Origin of the sequence: Bradyrhizobium huanghuaihaiense (assembly GCF_025200885.1) — a bacterium.
GTDB lineage: Bacteria > Pseudomonadota > Alphaproteobacteria > Rhizobiales > Xanthobacteraceae > Bradyrhizobium > Bradyrhizobium huanghuaihaiense.
In genome coordinates this window covers 6712599-6729261 of record NZ_CP104172.1, presented here as the reverse complement: position 1 = coordinate 6729261, position 16663 = coordinate 6712599, and the positions used below count along the sequence as shown (strand labels likewise).

The 16663-nt window shown below is 63.2% G+C and carries 15 protein-coding genes; 7 read left to right on the top strand and 8 right to left on the bottom strand.

The window, feature by feature from the left end:
- Positions 1–7: 7 nt before the first annotated feature.
- Positions 8–763, bottom strand: coding sequence for a hypothetical protein (locus N2603_RS31760; RefSeq protein WP_260385232.1), 756 nt, complete (start codon positions 761–763; stop codon positions 8–10).
- Positions 764–1123: 360 nt separating this feature from the next.
- On the opposite strand from N2603_RS31760, the gene N2603_RS31755 reads away from it, so the two are divergent.
- Entirely contained in the window at positions 1124–1444 is a 321-nt protein-coding gene (locus tag N2603_RS31755; protein WP_260385231.1) for a hypothetical protein, read from the top strand.
- The gene (locus N2603_RS31750; protein ID WP_260385230.1) at positions 1437–1670 is read left to right on the top strand and encodes a hypothetical protein; all 234 of its coding nucleotides are present in this window, start codon (positions 1437–1439) and stop codon (positions 1668–1670) included. Before N2603_RS31755 ends, N2603_RS31750 begins: the two co-directional genes overlap by 8 nt.
- Before the next feature lie 75 nt (positions 1671–1745).
- Here N2603_RS31750 and N2603_RS31745 read toward each other — a convergent pair whose 3' ends face one another.
- The 7 genes from N2603_RS31745 to N2603_RS31715 form a co-directional block, all read right to left on the bottom strand.
- Positions 1746–1967, bottom strand: coding sequence for a hypothetical protein (locus N2603_RS31745; protein WP_145831289.1), 222 nt, complete (start codon positions 1965–1967; stop codon positions 1746–1748).
- Positions 1968–2110: 143 nt separating this feature from the next.
- Entirely contained in the window at positions 2111–2674 is a 564-nt protein-coding gene (locus N2603_RS31740) for a hemerythrin domain-containing protein (protein WP_260385229.1), read from the bottom strand.
- Between the two features lie 228 nt (positions 2675–2902).
- Positions 2903–4399, bottom strand: a complete 1497-nt coding sequence (locus N2603_RS31735) for a Spy/CpxP family protein refolding chaperone (RefSeq protein ID WP_260385228.1) — start codon at positions 4397–4399, stop codon at positions 2903–2905.
- 597 nt (positions 4400–4996) lie between these two features.
- The gene (locus N2603_RS31730; RefSeq protein ID WP_260385227.1) at positions 4997–6184 is read right to left on the bottom strand and encodes a 6-phosphofructokinase; all 1188 of its coding nucleotides are present in this window, start codon (positions 6182–6184) and stop codon (positions 4997–4999) included.
- Between the two features lie 90 nt (positions 6185–6274).
- Positions 6275–7420: a fructose-1,6-bisphosphatase gene (locus tag N2603_RS31725; RefSeq protein ID WP_018648161.1), complete on the bottom strand. Its 1146-nt coding sequence runs from the start codon at positions 7418–7420 to the stop codon at positions 6275–6277.
- A gap of 123 nt (positions 7421–7543) precedes the next feature.
- The gene (gene rocD / locus N2603_RS31720; protein ID WP_260385226.1) at positions 7544–8758 is read right to left on the bottom strand and encodes an ornithine--oxo-acid transaminase; all 1215 of its coding nucleotides are present in this window, start codon (positions 8756–8758) and stop codon (positions 7544–7546) included.
- Between the two features lie 228 nt (positions 8759–8986).
- Complete coding sequence (locus tag N2603_RS31715; protein ID WP_260385225.1) at positions 8987–10207, bottom strand: cytochrome P450; 1221 nt, start codon at positions 10205–10207, stop codon at positions 8987–8989.
- Between the two features lie 105 nt (positions 10208–10312).
- On the opposite strand from N2603_RS31715, the gene N2603_RS31710 reads away from it, so the two are divergent.
- From N2603_RS31710 to N2603_RS31690, 5 genes are all read left to right on the top strand, one after another.
- The gene (locus tag N2603_RS31710; protein WP_211401435.1) at positions 10313–10855 is read left to right on the top strand and encodes a phosphonopyruvate decarboxylase; all 543 of its coding nucleotides are present in this window, start codon (positions 10313–10315) and stop codon (positions 10853–10855) included.
- Entirely contained in the window at positions 10852–11442 is a 591-nt protein-coding gene (locus N2603_RS31705) for a thiamine pyrophosphate-dependent enzyme (protein ID WP_260385224.1), read from the top strand. The genes N2603_RS31710 and N2603_RS31705 overlap by 4 nt, the downstream gene beginning before the upstream one ends.
- Before the next feature lie 141 nt (positions 11443–11583).
- Entirely contained in the window at positions 11584–12285 is a 702-nt protein-coding gene (locus N2603_RS31700) for a TetR/AcrR family transcriptional regulator (protein WP_260424307.1), read from the top strand.
- 1 nt (position 12286) lies between these two features.
- The gene (locus tag N2603_RS31695; protein WP_026312835.1) at positions 12287–13480 is read left to right on the top strand and encodes an efflux RND transporter periplasmic adaptor subunit; all 1194 of its coding nucleotides are present in this window, start codon (positions 12287–12289) and stop codon (positions 13478–13480) included.
- Between the two features lie 68 nt (positions 13481–13548).
- Positions 13549–16644 (top strand): MexW/MexI family multidrug efflux RND transporter permease subunit, encoded by a 3096-nt coding sequence (locus N2603_RS31690; RefSeq protein WP_018648154.1) that lies wholly within the window; start codon positions 13549–13551, stop codon positions 16642–16644.
- The last annotated feature ends 19 nt before the right edge of the window (positions 16645–16663 follow it).

The following is a 16663-nucleotide window of genomic DNA, read 5'->3' as shown; positions in this document are numbered from 1 at the left end:
TGGAAATTCAGCGATCGATACGTGCTACGGCCTCCTGTGTCTCGGCAGGTGCGGCTTCATTGGTCCGCACGAATACAAAACGGGATGCCATGGAGATCTGTGCGTCGGGGCTGCCATCCTGGCCGATGAGAATTAGTCCCGCTCCGCCATTGGCTACATTCAAGATGACGGGAGCACCCTTCCACGTTCTGATTGGCTCCATTCCGATGATGAGAAATTCACCGATCGGCTGGTCAAAATATTGAAGCCTCAGCTGTGGCCCGACTTCTGCCGCCGCAAGTCCGAAACCCAGCTGCTTGGCGCGCGCATAAATGTCCGCCAGCGACGCAGTATCGGTCTGAAAGCCGAGTTCGGCTGCCGACACCGCAAATAGCTCTACGTTTGCTTTCGCGCGGCGAAGGGTAAAGCTCGGTCGTGCGAGGATTTCGCCAGCCGAGCTTCCGATACCGCAACCCGCCGTATCCAATGCGTTACTGAGGGCAAAGAAACTTGCGAACGTCCCGATTGTGATCGTCTTCCACACCTGGACTTCGACGGCGGATTTGATCGGGATTTGCGGCCTGTCGGCTGACGAGGCTTTCTTGAGCCTTAGCTGGTTCTGCAGGACATCTCGCGCCGTGCATTGAGCGCTGGCTTCGCTGGCAAACAGGAGAGTGCAAGCGGTGCAGAGCACCGCAACAATATGAATTCCACAGCGGCGCCATCCTGGGGAATGACACCGTATGGTATGGCAACTGACTTTCTTGCCAGCTGTAAGGTCCATAACGGACCTCTCTTGCGCTATTGCAGCGCCAAAAAAATCAAACTGTCACTTCGCAATGGTCGGGCCGGTTCACGGCAGAAAAGCCGTCGTTCGCGCAGCTTATAGAGTTTGGTCCCGGAAATCCCGAAAAGGTTCAGCGGCGATGACGCCGGATGACGAAGCGTGGGTGCACGTTTTGCGAAGCGACCAGCTCGTGCGGGTCAGCGAGCTTGTGGGAGTACCACCAATGATGAGGTGGACTGCCATCAGCTTTCAGGCAGAATATCATCATCCCGATGCCGCAGCCTCGCCACAGTCTGTGCCAGATCGGATGTGGTAATAAGTGGCATCAACGATCAGCAGGTAGGGCGGATGTACCCATTGCCTGTTGATCTTGAATGGCCCCGACGTGCAAACGTCGGGGCCATTGCTGTGATCGGCGCGACAAGGCTGGCGAGCTTCGCCGAAGTCGCCGGCGCGCTTTATTGCGGAGCGCCAGGGACGATCCTGCAATTCAATGCGCCGGCCAAATTGGTTTCGAGGTCAAATTTTTTCGGGCTGGCGGTGAAAAGTCAGACGATTGCGCTATCATCGATCACCGTCAAACACCGGGCTATCACTCGTCAATTCGATCTGCGAAGCTGTGACAACACAAATGCGCTTGCAAGCAAGCAAGCGCGAAGGGAGGTTCGCAGTGGATAAGGTGCGACGCTTGCGTGCGATGAGCTCACTTTGCCGCCAACAGGCCGCGTACAACAGCATGAACAAGTGGAAGCTGCTCGCAGAAGCAGAATACTGGGATCATCTGGCCGAGCTTGCGTTGTCTTCGCACTTCCAGCAATGCAACGCCATTGGCTCGAATGAGATAGATCAGCCTCAAGCGGTCGCTAACACGAATGATGCTGGGCGGAAGACGATTTCCGCGTGAGTTCTGAAATGGGGCTGTAGCTGCGTTACGTGCCGCTGCACCCATGCAGAGAGTGCGCGGCAGCGACATCCATGTTTAGGACCACGGCGGCTCTTCGCCCGCCGCGGCTGCCTCGTGGTTGATCGTGACACCCGCCGAACGCAATCCAGTCAGAAATACAGTTCTTACAGAGGCAGTATCAAATCCAATATCCTTGGCGTTTGGTGGATGGGCCTCGCTGTCCTTCAATCGGAGCGCCAAATGCAATTGCTCGCAAAGGTGCCGAACGACGAGATTGACTTGATCGTCAGTCATCATTGTCTTCTCCTGCTATCCCAACCCTACGCTCATGGTTGCGGGGCTGGTCCGTCTGGCACACCGGAAGTGACCAAGCGGCGATTGGGGCGACGCTTTGACCTTTCGGACATTGAATCCGATCAGCACAATGCGGATGAGCTTGACTAGTGACGTTCGGCTTCGGCTTCTTGTTCCAACTGCGAGATGCGTACCCGTAGCGCGTCGAACGTCTCTTCGGCCGCCTCGCTAAACAGCGGATCCTCAGGATTGGACATAGCTGAAGCGATCTCCGTCCAATCTTGAGGCTCGAGAGCCTTCACGGCAGCGGGAAAGAAATCGCGATCTTCCATCGTGATGTGGCGTCGCTCGTGCTCGATGAAATCGTGAACGATGGCATGCACATCTTGCCGAAGGAGTTCGCGGCCCGCAAGAACATTGCCAATCTCCTGAGCGACTCGGCGCAAAAGTTCGGCCCCTCTCTGGTGCTCGCGAGCGAGATCACCGATCTTCGCAGCCGCACCGGGATCGCGAATTTTTAACTTGGCGAAGACCAGGTCTTCCTGAGGGTGGTGGTAAATCTCGGGGTAAAGTTCGAAATAGCTAATGACCGCGCCAATAACCTCATAATCGGGGCGGTCGCCCAGGTCGAAAACCTGAAGCTCCCGCTCAAGGATCGCGAGCAGTTTCTCGATATTGCGGTGCTCTTGGCTTAAGCGCTCAATGATCATTGCTGTGATCCACAAAGTGACCGATTGAGAAGCTTTGAAAGCTTAGCCCGAAGTCGCCTCAGCTTCTTGCGCTAAATCAAGTCCCGGGCACATGGTGCGCCATCCGCTCTTGGGCCGCCGTTGGGAGTTACCGGACACCAGTCGGCCAGCCGCTTAATGAGTACACGCCCGAGTCACCCCCGCTTCGTTCGACCGCTGCGCAAATCGCAACGAGAGAACGCGACGCCCTCATTGGCCTGCGACCTGTTGCAGCGTGTTGAAGCGCGCCTTCTGCTCGCTGCTCAGCGTGGCATAGAACTCGTCCAGCGCAGGTTCGACCAGCTTGGCGGCCGTGAGCATCGCCTCGAGCCGGCGCTGCATCGCCTCCAGTCGTCCGACCGGCGTCTGCGGTACATCGTTCGGGCAAGCCGCCTGCAGGCCTTCAACGCCCTTGGCTGTCGCTTCACTGAGGCGGTCGAGCGCCTCCTTCTGCTTGCCGGCGGGGTGCAGCACAGCTTCGATCCTTTGGATCGGCAACTGGGTCAGGCCGGATTTCGGATCGCCACAGCCGTCGGTATTGGCTTGGGCGTTGGCCTGCTGCTGCTGCGGCGAGCGCTCGCCGACATTGGGACCGAGCGCATTGAAGCTGGCCTGCTGCTCGTCACTGAGCGAGTTGTAGAAATTCTCCAGCGCCGGCCGCACGATCTTGACGGCTTCCAGCGTCGCGCTGACGCGGTTCATCATCGCGCGCAGGCGGCCAGGCGGAGTGAGTGCATAGGTCTCCGCGCAGGAGTCCTTGAACACACCGGCAGCGTTGGCCGCCGCGGTCTTCAATTCGTCGAGCAGCGCGCGTTGCTCCGGTGTCGGCCGCACGGCCCGCGCGATATCGGCAAGCGGCCAGGCGGTCACGCCCTTGTCCGGCGTGCCGCACAATTGCTGCAGCGTTTGCTGACTAGCGCTGGCGCGCGGACGGCCGCGGCCGCCGGCTCGTGGGTAGTCATACGGGTTGACGCTGGCATAGGCGGAATAGGGGCCGTCACCACCCCAGAACACGGTGTCGACGAAGTCGTCATACGCGTACGCCCAATAGCCGGGCTCGTAGGCATAGGACCAGAACGTGTAGTCGAAAATGTCGGAATAGGCATAAGGCCAGAACACGGGCCCGAGCCAGGCCACGAACACCGCGGGATGGCGATGACGCCAGGCCTGCCGGGGAGCCCAGCCGCTCTGGCGGGTGGTGAGCGCCGCCTGGGCTTGTTGCGCAGGGGTCTGTTCGCGGAAGCGCTCGGCAAACCGCCCGCTCCGGGCGGCCTGCACAGCGGCTGCGGCCGCGGCTGTCGTCGCTGCCGCCCGCCCGGCCGGAGCCTGGAGGCCAAGCCGCTGCTGGCGCGCCAGGTCGCTTTGCTGAGCGCGCTGCTCACGCTGAAGCAGGCGGTTCTGGGTCTGGAGCGTCCGTTGCTGCTCGCGCAACGCCCGCGCGCCTTCCGGTTTCTGCGACTGGAGCTGCTGCACGCGCTGCTGCAGGCGATCGATGCGGGTCTGGCGTTCCGTGGTCTGGCGCGACAGCGTCTCGCGCTGCCGCTGCTGCACCATCTCCTGGCGCTGCTGGACTTGCTGCTGGCGCTGTTGCGCGCGCTGTTCGATCTGATCCCGCCGCGACAGCCGCTCGCTTGCGGCCGGCGGTCCGCTGGGCCGCGCCGGAGCGGCCGAGGGAGCGGCGATGTGCGGCGTCGGCCGGGGTGCCATGGCCGGGCGTTGCGGGGATGTCGGCGCCCGATGGAATTCAGGCCGCGGTGCCGCCACGTGCGGAGCCGCTCGCGGCGGCGGTGCAGCGAAATGTGGGGTCGGGCGGGGTGGCGGTGCGGCAATGCGCGGTGCAGGATGTGGTGCCATGGCCGGTCGCTGCGGCATGGCCGGGGGATGGAATGCCGGTGCGGCGGGACGTGCCATGGCTGGCGGCGCCGCCGGCCGGGCCATGGCCGGTGGTGCTGCAGGCCGTGCTGCCGGCGCTGCGGCTGGGCCGGGTGGCCCGCCCCTGCCATGTCCCTGGCCGGGTCCTTGGGCGAACGCACTGATGCTCGTCGCCAGCACCGAGGCACCAACTAAAACCGCCGTCAGGCAAACGCCACGCGGAAGCATGTTTGTCGCTCCCAGCTCGTAATCGCCCACGACGTTCCAACGCACGGCTGGCGGAATCGTTCGTTGTTGACCACCGTCGGCATTGCGATCTTCCGACGCAGGCGCCTCAGGAGAAATCCTGCGTCAGGGGTGGCCAGCCGCTCCAGCGCCCAGTCGATTTCACTGACATTGGTCGGACTTACTGCTGGCTCCCGGTCCGGCACGCTAGGACGCGCGGTTGAGAAAGATCGGCAGCCCCTGCTTGTTGGCGTAGATGGGGCGGTAGCGCTCCGTGTTGTAGCTGCTCGCAACGTCCAATTTGCGCGGACCGAGCTTGGCGTCAGGGATGGGCACGAGGTCGTAGCGGCCCTCGACCAGCGCCGACATGAGGCCGGTCTTGCTTTCCAGCATGGCATCGTAGGCCATGTTACCGAAAGTCAGGGCCACAAGCTTGTCGATGAAGTCCGGATCGCCCGATCGTAAATCGTAGGTGAGATCGGAGGTGATCGTCTCCTCGCCGGTGCGCTGCTTGATCTCGTCGGCAAGCGATTCCGCCACGTTGGCCTTCTTGCGGTGACCGTAGGCGTCAGGCTCGCCGTATTCCCGCAGCTTGTAGCCTTCCCACTGAGCTCCCTCGCTGAGCACGATCAGCGCGTAGTTGCTTGGATTGGCGCGCTTGTCCTCGATGAGCAACTGGATCAGCTTGTTGAGGTCGACCTTATACTCCGGTATGACGCATCGTATCGAGGTCGCATACGCGGTGTACAGTGCCGTAAATCCGGCATCGCGACCAAAGACGCGGAAAATGCCAATTCGCTCATGCGAGCCGACGGTGGTGCGCTGCCGCTGGATGGCATCGCTGGCGCGGGTGATCGCGGTCGAGAAGCCGATGCAGTACTCGGTGTTGCGGACGTCATTATCCATCGTCTTCGGGATGGCGATGATCTTGACGCCGAGTTCGTTGAGGTTGGCCGCATAACTGAGCGTGTCGTCGCCGCCGATGGCGATCAGGTGTTCGATGCCAAGTCCCGAAAGGTTGGCGAGCACCCGGCTGGTGAGGTCCCACGTCTTTGTCGCGATGCCGCCGTTGGTGCTCAGCGAGACTGGAACATCATTCCCGACGAGATGATCGGGCAGCTTTTTTATTTTGGAGGGATTGACGCGGCTCGAGTGCAGCACAGTGCCGCCGCGCCGGTCGATGGTTCGAGTGTTTTCACGGTTCAGCGGGATGACGTAGTGGGACCTGCAGTTTGGGTCGTCGAGGTTCAGGTGCGTGAGGGCCTCCCAACCACGGCGCAGACCGACAACCTCGATGTCGTCCTCGCTGCCGCGATAAGTCACGCTCTTGATGACTGCATTGAGGCCGGGGACGTCGCCGCCGCCCGTGAGAATGCCGATGCGTTTTTTGGCCATATCCACCTCCCGGATCGGCATGTCGTCATAGCGCCTGCATCTGTCGATTGAACGATGAACGTCGCTCCAGCTTCTGATTGGAGACGGTCGCTACTCGGCCGCTTCCGGCTTGCGGTCGTCGCGTAGTCGAAAACGCTTCAGCAGTCCGGACACGGTGTCGCGGAAGCCGCCATATTCCAGTTCGGAATAGGGCAGCATGGCGGCGCCAGACCAGCCTTGGCTGCGCATCTCAATGGCCTTGCGCTGGGCGCGCCGGCGGACCTCATCCCATGCCGGGTTGTCGAAGAAATCGGTGTAGGACTCGGCAAAGCGGCCTTCCCTGTCGATCGAAAAGCCGACGCAAGAAACGATCGGCAGGCAGTACATGCCGGTAACGGGCGTGTTGAGTGGCACCGGCATGAGCGGCATCACATGTGAGCCGCGTGCATCGCCGCCCACGAAGTGCGCCTTGGCGAACGGTGAGACTATTTCCTCCGGAGCTGGGAAAATTCCCTGGTTCCTGACGATCGCGACTGGATCATCCTTGCCGGTGTACTTGCCTGCGATCGCGTGGAGGCGCTGTGCCGAAACGGCCACGACGACCTCGCCATGGGTTCGAGAAATGATGCGATCGATGCCGAAGCGCTCGTTGTCGCGAAGCAGGGCGGCAATGTGGTAGCAGTCGGCGGGTGCGTCGAGCTCGATCAGGCTGTCGCCGGCTGTGTTGTCCATGTCGATGACATGGAAACGGAATCCCTTGATCATCGGAGGCAGCATCAGCCCGGCGCAGTACATGGGGTCGGCAAAGGCGAGATAGAGCGGCAGGTTGTAGGCGCCGGGGCCGCATTTGTCGGCCGCGAACACCATGAAGGACTCCGCGGGCCGCACGCCGGAGAGGCTGTGGTCGAAGCTGAGCTCGGCGACGCCTGGGCCGGCGCCGCGAATGTTCCCGGAAGGCGCGTCGGCGAGAAGATCCTGGCCAGCGCCATAGAGCCCGGAGGTTTTCGCGACCGAGGTGGCCGCGAGGAACGTCCTCCAGGCGAGTTGATGGACCTCGGAGCTTCCTTCGCCCCGTGTGTGCGTCATGATGATCGCAATGTCGTCGCCGGTGTGGCAGATGAAACCGTCGATCAACAGACCATTGCAGATCGCCTTGGCAACCTCGCCCTCGACAGTCGCGATCATGCGTGAAGACGGTTTCGTATGCCCGCCAACGGAGCCAACGTCAGCTTTGATGACTGAAAGAGTGAGTCTCATGAGCATTTCTCCCGCGCAGCTCAGCGCCTCCGGCCTCGGCGCTTGCTGCGCCGGGCACGGCGCTGCTCATTCGCGGACCCAAACGTCCGTCGCTCCGATAAGTTCCTTCCGACGCAGGCAGGCTCAGGAGAAATCCTGCGTCAGGGTGGTGGCGAGCCGCTCCAGCGCCCAGTCGACCTGGTCGCTGGTGATCACCAGCGGTGGCGCGATGCGGATCGTTTGCTCATGGGTATCCTTGGCGAGGATGCCCTTGCCCTGAAGCGCCTCGCAGTAGCGGCGCGCGCGGCCGGCCTCGGGATGCAGCTCGACCGCCAGCATCAGGCCGCGCCCGCGCACCTCGCGGATCGTGTTGGCGCGAATGTCCTTCAAGCCTTCCAGAAAGCGCGCGCCTTGCCTCGCCGCGTTCTCGATCATGCCTTCCTCGACCAGCACCCGCATCGCCGCCCGCGCCACCGCGCAGGCAAGCGGGTTGCCCCCGAAGGTCGAACCATGCTGCCCGGGTCTCAAGGTCCCGAGCACGTCGTTGTTCGAGAGCACGGCCGACACCGGATAGAAGCCGCCGGACAGGGCCTTGCCGAGCAGCGTCACGTCCGCCTCTATCCCCTCGTGCTGTTCGGCGAGCAGCTTGCCGGTGCGGCCGAGCCCGGTCTGGATCTCGTCGAGGACCAGCATCACGTTGTTGGCGGTGCAGAGCTCCCGGACTTTCGTGAAATAGCCGGCGGGAGGAATCACGACACCGGCTTCGCCCTGGATCGGCTCGACCAGGAAGGCAACCGTGTTTGGTGTGATGGCCTGCTCCAGCGCCGCGGCGTCGCCGAACGGGATGATCTTGAAGCCCGGCGCGAACGGCCCGAAGTGCCCGTGTGTCTCGGGGTCGGTTGAAAAGCCGACGATGCCCAGCGTGCGTCCGTGGAAATTGTTGGCGCAGACGATGATCTCCGCCTGGCCGTCCGGCACACCCTTCACCTCGTAGCCCCATTTGCGGACCGACTTGATCGCGCTTTCGACCGCCTCCGCGCCGCTGTTCATCGGCAGCACCTTGTGGGACCCGGTGAGCGCCGCGATCTCCTCGTAGAACAGGGCGAGCTGGTCGTTGTGGAAGGCGCGCGAGGTGAGCGTCAACCTGTGCGCCTGTTCGACCATCGCCGCCAGGATCTTGGGGTGGCAGTGGCCCTGGCTGACCGCCGAATAGGCCGAGAGGCAATCGAGATAGCGGTTGCCGTCGGTATCCCAGACCCAGACACCTTCGCCGCGCGACAGGACGACCCCGATCGGCGCGTAATTTTGGGCCCCAAAGCGTGCTTCCGTTGCGATGAAATCAATGATCGACGAGCTCATCTGTCGTCACTCCATTGCTGCGCGCGGGGGCGTCAACCGACTGCACCGGCGGCCTTCAGCTTGATTTGGGGATCAGCCGGCCGCCTTGGAAGCCTTCCCGCGCCAATGGCGTGGCGCGGCCCGATTTGCCCGAAAGGTCAGATGGTTCTGTGGAATCACATGATGTCGTCCGCCGATCCGGCTTCTACTGTGCATGGGGTTGTTTTCGACATTTTTTGTTTGGGGCCCTCAGCCAAGCGCGCACGGCACGCTCAAGAACCCGCGGAACCGCACCCGTCCGCCCCGCACCGGCTGGCCGCTGACGGCATAGTTCGGGAAGCGCGCCAGGAAGCGGGAGATCGCAATCGCCCCTTCCAGCCGCGCCAGCGCCATGCCGGCGCATTGATGCGCGCCGGTGGCGAAGGCGAGGTGCCGGTTCGGCGTGCGCGCGATATCGAAGCGTTCGGGGTCGGCAAACTGCGCGGGATCGCGGTTGGCCGCCCCGATGCACAGCGTTACCGACGTGCCGGCCGCGAGCATGACACCGCCGAGCTCGACCTTCTCGGTGGTCATGCGGTTGCCGAGCTGGTTCGAGCTCTCGTAGCGCAGCATTTCCTCCACCGCGGTCTTGATCAGGTCGGGCGTGTCGATCAGACGCTGCTGCTGGTCCGGATTGCGGTCGAGCGCGACGAGGCCGTTGCCGATCAGATTGGTCGTGGTCTCGTGGCCGGCATTGAGCAGGAAGATGCAATTGTGCAGCAACTCCTTCTCGGTCAGCCGCTCGCCGTTCTCCTCGCCTTGAATGAGGCGCGTCAGCACGTCGCGCTCGGGATTGCCCGGCTTTTCGCGCCGCCGTGCGACCAGCGTTTCGAGATAGGCGAGGAAGTCCGTCACCGCCTTGTTGCCGCGCGCGGCCACGTCAGGCGACACCACGGGTTCGAGTGCGCCGAGGATCGCCAGCGACCAGTCGCGCAGCGGTCCGCGCTCGTCATGGGGCACGTCGAGCAGATTGCCGATCACCTCGATGGGTATAGATGCGGCGAAATCCTCGATCAGCTCGCAATGGCCCTTGGCGGCGATGGCATCGAGCAGGCCGTCGACCAGCTTGATGAGATCGCCTTCCATCCCCGCGATCGCACGCGGCGACAGCGCGCCCATGATCAGGCGGCGCACGCGGGTGTGGGACGGCGGATCGTTGAAGACGAGGCTGGTGGTGTGGTGCTCGTAGAGCGGGGTGTCGCCGTATTTCGGCGCGAACTCGCGCTTCTTGTCCGAGCTGAACGACTTGGTGTTCTTGTAGGTGGTGACGAGATCGTCGTAGCGGGTCAGGAACACGGTGCCGTTCGGCAGGCGCTTGACCGGCTCGTTCTCCCGCAGTGCACGATAAGTCGGATAGGGGTTGTCGTAGAATTCCGGCGTCAGCTTCTCGAGGTCGAAGCTTGCCGCCAGCGCCTTCGCATCTGCGTTCATCCCGTTATACTCGCCGGTTAAAGCCGTTATGCCGTTTTTGTTGTTCTGGTCGGCGCATGCATGCGTCTACAGTCTTTGCATCTTGCTAGCCGACCGGACAGGAAAATGCACGCACGCGCTGACGCTGCCGACACGGTGCCGAACTGGCCCGACGATATTTTCGCGACCTTGCAACGCTTCGACGTCCGGCAGGTGCCGTACGTGCCCGATGCCGGTCATTCGAAACTGATCCAGCGGGTGCTGGACTCCTCCACCATGCGCGGCATTCCGCTGACGACGGAGGAGGAGGGCGTGGCGCTGCTCGCCGGCGCCTGGGCAGGCGGCCAGCGCGGCGTGCTGCTGATGCAGTCGAGCGGCGTCGGCAATTGCATCAACATGCTGTCGCTGATCCCGATCCTGCGCTTTCCCTTCCTCACGCTCGTGACCATGCGCGGCGAGTGGGGCGAGTTCAATCCGTGGCAGGTGCCGATGGGTTCGACCACGCAAGGCGTGTTCGAGCTCTCGGGCGTCCAGGTGCTGCGCGCCTCCAGCGCGGCTGAAGTTCCTGCGGTGCTCGAAGCTGCTGCATCGCAAGCCTACAACGCGCTCACGCCCACCGCCGTCCTTCTGTCGCAGCGCCTGATCGGCGCCAAGGTTTTCACCAAATGAGCAAGGCCAATCTCCTCGACCGCCGCCAGGTGGTGTCCACCCTGCTGGCGAACCGCAAGGACGTGGTCGCGATCGGCGGCCTCGGTGCCTCCACCAACGACATGTGCGCCGCCGGCGACCATGCCCGCAACTTCTATCTTTGGGGCGGCATGGGCGGCGCGGCGATGATCGGCCTCGGGCTTGCCCTGGCGCAGCCGAAGCTGCCGGTGCTGGTCATCACCGGCGACGGCGAGATGCTGATGGGCCTCGGCAGCCTTGCCACCATCGGCCTGCAGAAGCCGGCCAACCTCTCGATCGCCGTGCTCGACAACGAGGCCTATGGCGAGACCGGCGGCCAGACCAGCCACACCTCGGCCGCTGCCGACCTGGTCGGCGTCGCCAGGGCCTGCGGCATCAAGGACAGCCAGTCGATCTCGACCATGGCCGAGGTCGAGGCCTTCGCCAAAGCCGTCCATGACGTGTCGGCGGGCCCGCGATTTGCCAATGTGAAGATCGACAGCGCCAATCTGGAGCGAATTCTGCCGATTCGGGATGGGACCTACATCGTCAACCAGATCCGCGGGGACCTCGGCTTCCAACCCATCTAGGCGCCGGGTCTGCCCCATTCTGTCGACGCTCTGCACGCAGGCCGTGTAGACTGGATCAATTTCCACTAAATTAATGCCGCATGCAGGTTGCGGTGCAGTATAGTGCTTGACTTTTGCGTGGGTGAGTGCTTACTCACTAAAATGAGCTCATTGCGTATGACGAGCGACCTGAGGCGTCAATTGATCCTCGGTGCCGCGAAACGCTGCTTTGCCCGCCACGGATATAACGGCACCACGACGAAGAGCGTGGCGGCCGCCGCTGCCATTTCCGAGGCGCTGCTGTTCAAGCATTTCCCGTCCAAGGCGGCGCTGTACGCCGAAATCCTCAGCGACGAATGCGAGGCGGATCCGGCCTTGATGGAGCTGCTCGAGCGCGAGCCGTCGACGGCGGCTCTGGTCGAGCTGATCCGAGGCATGGTCCAGCACTTCCTCCACATCGCCGACGGTCCCGACCAGGAAGAAGCGCAGCGCCTGCGACTGATGGCCACGAGTCATTTGGATGATGGCGAATTCGCCCGTCTGCTATATGCCAAAATCGAGAAGCTGATCGGGGCGGTCTTCGTCGCCTCGCTCGAGCGTGCGGTTGCCAGCGGTGAGGCGCGGCCTTTCAGCGGCGATCCGCTCAACCTGTTCTGGTTTGCGCATCACACGGTGATGATGGCTGCGCTGACCAGGCTGCCGGCTGCGCCCTGTCTCGCTTACGGCAAGGCGAACGATCTGGAGCGGCAGCTCTGTGAGTTTCTCCTGAGGGGTATCGGACTTAACGACGCCGCAATTGCTTCGCATTTGGGCCGCGATCAGGCCGCGGATGCGGGCAAGACGGCGATTGCAGAAAGTGCATGACATGAACATCGTAGCCGAACACAAGATTTCGGGCGAACCGATCGACAACAAGGCTCCCAAGCGTCCGGTCCGGCCGGTGCGCTGGTTCATCATCGTCGGCACGCTGCTTGCCGTGCTCGTTGGTGGTCTCGTCTGGTTCAATAATTTCCGCGGCCAGATGATCAAGCAGTTCTTCGCCAACAACAAGCCGCCGCCGACGGCCGTCAGCGCAGCCGAGGCGAAGTCGGAGGTGGTGCCGAACCTGCTCACGGCGGTCGGCAGCCTCGTCGCCGTGCATCAGGTCGACGTCAGCGCCGACGTCAACGGCCGCGTCACCGAGATCAAGTTCGAGCCGGGTACGCGTGTCGAAGCCGGCACGCCGCTGGTGCAGCTGTTCGACGCGCCGGATCAAGGTGACCTCGCCAACTACAAGGCGCAGGCGACCGTCGCGCAGCTCTCGCTCGACCGCGCCAAGCAGCTGGCCTCGCGCCAGTTCGGCCCGCAGGCGACCGTCGATACCGCGCAGGCTGCCTACGACCAGGCGCAAGCGGGGATCGCAAAGACCGAGGCGCTGATTTCGCAGAAGCTCGTGCGCGCGCCGTTCTCGGGTGATCTCGGCATGCGCAAGGTGGAGGTCGGCCAGTATCTGACGGCCGGCACCGCGATCGTCTCGTTGACCGACCTGTCGGAGCTGTGGGCCAACTTCACCGTCACCGAAAAGGATTCCGCCAGCCTCAAGGTCGGCCAGACCGTTCGGCTGAAGGTCGACGCCTATCCCGGCCGCACCTTCGAGGGCAAGATCACCACGATCGAGCCGCAGATCGCGACCGATACCCGCAACATCCGCGTGCAGGCCACGATCGCCAATCCCGAGAAGATCCTGAAGCCCGGCATGTTCGTGACCACGACGGTGGTGTTGCCGGAGAAGCCGGCGGTGATCACCGTTCCGGAAACGGCGGTCGACTACACTCTGTATGGCGACTCCGTGTTCGTGATCACCGAGAAGAAAGAAGAGGACGGCAAGACCAGCCTCTCCGCGGTGCGCACCTTCGTGCAGACCGGCAGCCGGGTCGAGGGCCGCGTCGAGATCGTCAAGGGTCTGAAGGCGGGCGACAAGGTCGTCGCCGTCGGCCAGCTCAAGCTGCAATCGGGCGCGGCGGTCGCGATTTCGACCGACCCGGCTCCGCAGATCCCGGCGCAGCCGCCGCGCTACTGACAACATCCTCGCGTGATCCGGCTCGGCCGGATCACGCTTCTTGAGACAAAGAAATCGAGATCGCCGCGATGGCCTTTACCGATATTTTCATCAAGCGCCCGGTTCTGTCGGTCGTCGTCAGCCTGCTGATCCTGCTGATCGGCCTGCGTGCGGCCATGGTGCTGCCGATCCGGCAATATCCGAAACTGTCGAACACGGTCATCAACATCACGACCGTCTATCCCGGCGCGTCCGCGGACCTGATCCAGGGCTTCATCACCACGCCGATCGAGCAGGCGGTCGCCTCCGCCGAGGGCGTCGACTACATCACCTCGTCCTCGGTGCTCGGCACCTCGACGATCCAGGTCTACATCAAGCTCAACTTCGATCCGAACCAGGCGCTCACCGAGGTGTTGGCGAAGACGAACTCGGTGAAGTACCTGATCCCGAAGGAGTCGAACGACCCGATCGTCACCAAGACCACGGGCCAGACCACGGCCGTGATGTATCTCGGCTTCTCGTCGGAGGAGCTGTCGGGTTCGGCGATCTCCGACTATCTGACGCGCGTGGTGCAGCCGGTGCTGTCGACGGTCGACGGCGTCGCCTCGGCCGACATCCTGGGCGGCCAGACCTTCGCGATGCGGCTGTGGCTTGATCCCGTGAAGATGGCCGGCCGCAACGTGTCGCCGGCCGACGTTGCCGCTGCCATCCAGGCCAACAACTTCCAGTCCGCGGCGGGCCAGACCAAGGGCTACCTCATCGTCTCGAACGTGTCGACGAATACGGGCCTGACCGACGTCAACCAGTTCAGGAAGATGATCGTCAAGGCCAAGGACGGCGGCTTCGTGCGGATGGAGGACATCGCCACCGTCGAGCTTGCCGCCCAGAGCACGGACGCCAGCGTCGCCTTCAACGGCGAGCACGCGATCTTCATCGGTGTGCAGGCAACGCCGCAAGGCAACCCGCTGACCCTGGTCAAGGGCGTGCGCGCGCTGTTCCCCGAACTCGAACGCAATCTGCCGCCGTCGATGAAGATGAAGGTCGCCTACGACTCGACCAAATTCATCCAGTCCTCGATCGACGAGGTGGAGAAGACGCTGGGCGAAGCCGTGATCATCGTGATCGTGGTGATCTTCCTGTTCCTGGCCTCGCTCCGCTCGGTCATCATTCCCGTCGTCACCATCCCGCTGTCGATGATCGGCGTCTGCACCCTGATGCTGGCGCTCGGCTTCAGCTTCAACCTGTTGACGCTGCTCGCGATGGTGCTGGCGATCGGTCTCGTCGTCGACGACGCGATCGTCGTGGTGGAGAACATCCATCGCCATCTGGAGGAGGGTAAGACGCCGGTCCAGGCGTCGCTACAGGGCGCACGCGAGATCGTCGGGCCAGTCATCTCGATGACCATCACGCTCGCGGCGGTGTACGCGCCGATCGGCTTCCTCGGCGGCCTCACCGGTTCGCTGTTCCGCGAATTCGCCTTCACGCTCGCCGGCTCGGTGATCGTGTCGGGCGTGATCGCGCTGACGCTGTCGCCGATGATGTGCTCGGTGCTGCTCAAGAACACCGAAGAAGGCCGTTTCGCCAAGCTCGTGAACCGGGTGTTCGGCGCCCTGACGCGCTGGTACGGGCGCAAGCTCGACCGCACGCTCGACTACAAGGCGATCACCGGCCTGTTCGCGATCACGATCCTCGGCCTCGTCGGCTTCCTCTACATGCACACCTCGAAGGAGCTGGCGCCTGAGGAAGACCAGGGCATCGTGTTCGCGGTGACCAAGGCGCCGAAATACGCCAACATCGACTATGTCGATTTCTACGGCGAGAAGCTCGACGAGAAATTCCAGAAATTCCCCGAGACCGATCTGCGCTTCGTGCTGAACGGCATCAACGGTCCGCAGGGCGGCATCGCCGGCATGCTCCTGAAGCCCTGGGACGAGCGCAAGCGCTCGTCGATCCAGCTGAAGCCGCTGGTGCAGGCCGAGCTCTCCAAGATCGAGGGCGTGCAGGCCTTCGCGTTCAACCTGCCGCCGCTGCCGGGCGGGCCGGGCGGCCTTCCGGTGCAGATGGTCATCAACTCCACGGCCGGTTTCCAGACGGTCTATGAGCAGATGGAGAAGCTGAAGGACGCCGCGCGCAAGAGCGGCATGTTCATCGTCTCCGACAGCGACCTCGCCTACAACCAGCCGAACGTGAAGGTGACGATCAACCGCACCAAGGCGCAGGATCTCGGCGTCAACATGCAGAACCTCGGCTCGACGCTCGCGGTGCTGCTCGGCGGCAACTACATCAACCGCTTCAATCTCGAGGGCCGCTCCTATCAGGTGATCCCGCAGGTTCCGCGCGGCCAGCGGCTCTCGCCGGAATCGCTCGGCGGCTACTATGTGACGACCAACACCGGCCAGCAGCTGCCGCTGTCGACCGTGGTGTCGATCGAGACCAGGACCGACCCGAATTCGCTGACCCACTACAACCAGCTCAACTCGGCGACGTTCTCGGCCGTGCCGATGCCCGGCGTGACCGTCGGTGCTGCAGTCGACTTCCTCGAAGGCGAGGCCAAGAAGCTGCCGCAGGGTTTCAGCCACGACTACCTGGCCGACTCCCGGCAGTATGTGCAGGAAGGCAACCAGCTCGCGATCACCTTCGGCTTCGCGCTGATCATCATCTTCCTGGTGCTGGCGGCGCAGTTCGAGAGCCTGCGTGACCCGTTCGTGATCATGATCTCGGTGCCGATGGCGATCGTCGGCGCGCTGATCCCGCTGTTCTTCGGCGTGGCGACCATGAACATCTACACCCAGGTCGGTCTGCTCACCCTGGTCGGCCTGATCACCAAGCACGGCATCCTGATGGTGGAGTTCGCCAACGAGCTCCAGGTCAAGGAGCGGCTCGACCGCCGCTCGGCCATCGAGATGTCGGCGCGCATCCGCCTGCGGCCGATCCTGATGACGACGGCCGCGATGGTGACCGGTCTGATCCCGCTGCTGACCGCGACCGGCGCGGGCGCGGCCAGCCGCTTCTCGATCGGTCTGGTCGTCGTCGCCGGCATGTCGATCGGAACGCTGTTCACGCTGTTCGTGCTGCCCGCGGTCTACGTGGTGCTGGCGACCGACCATCGTGCGGCGGCCGATTCCGAGCGGAACAAGCAGGTCAACGAACTCGACCTCGGCGCCAAGGCGCTGCGCCCGACCTGAGGCCGGAAGCAAGCAAATC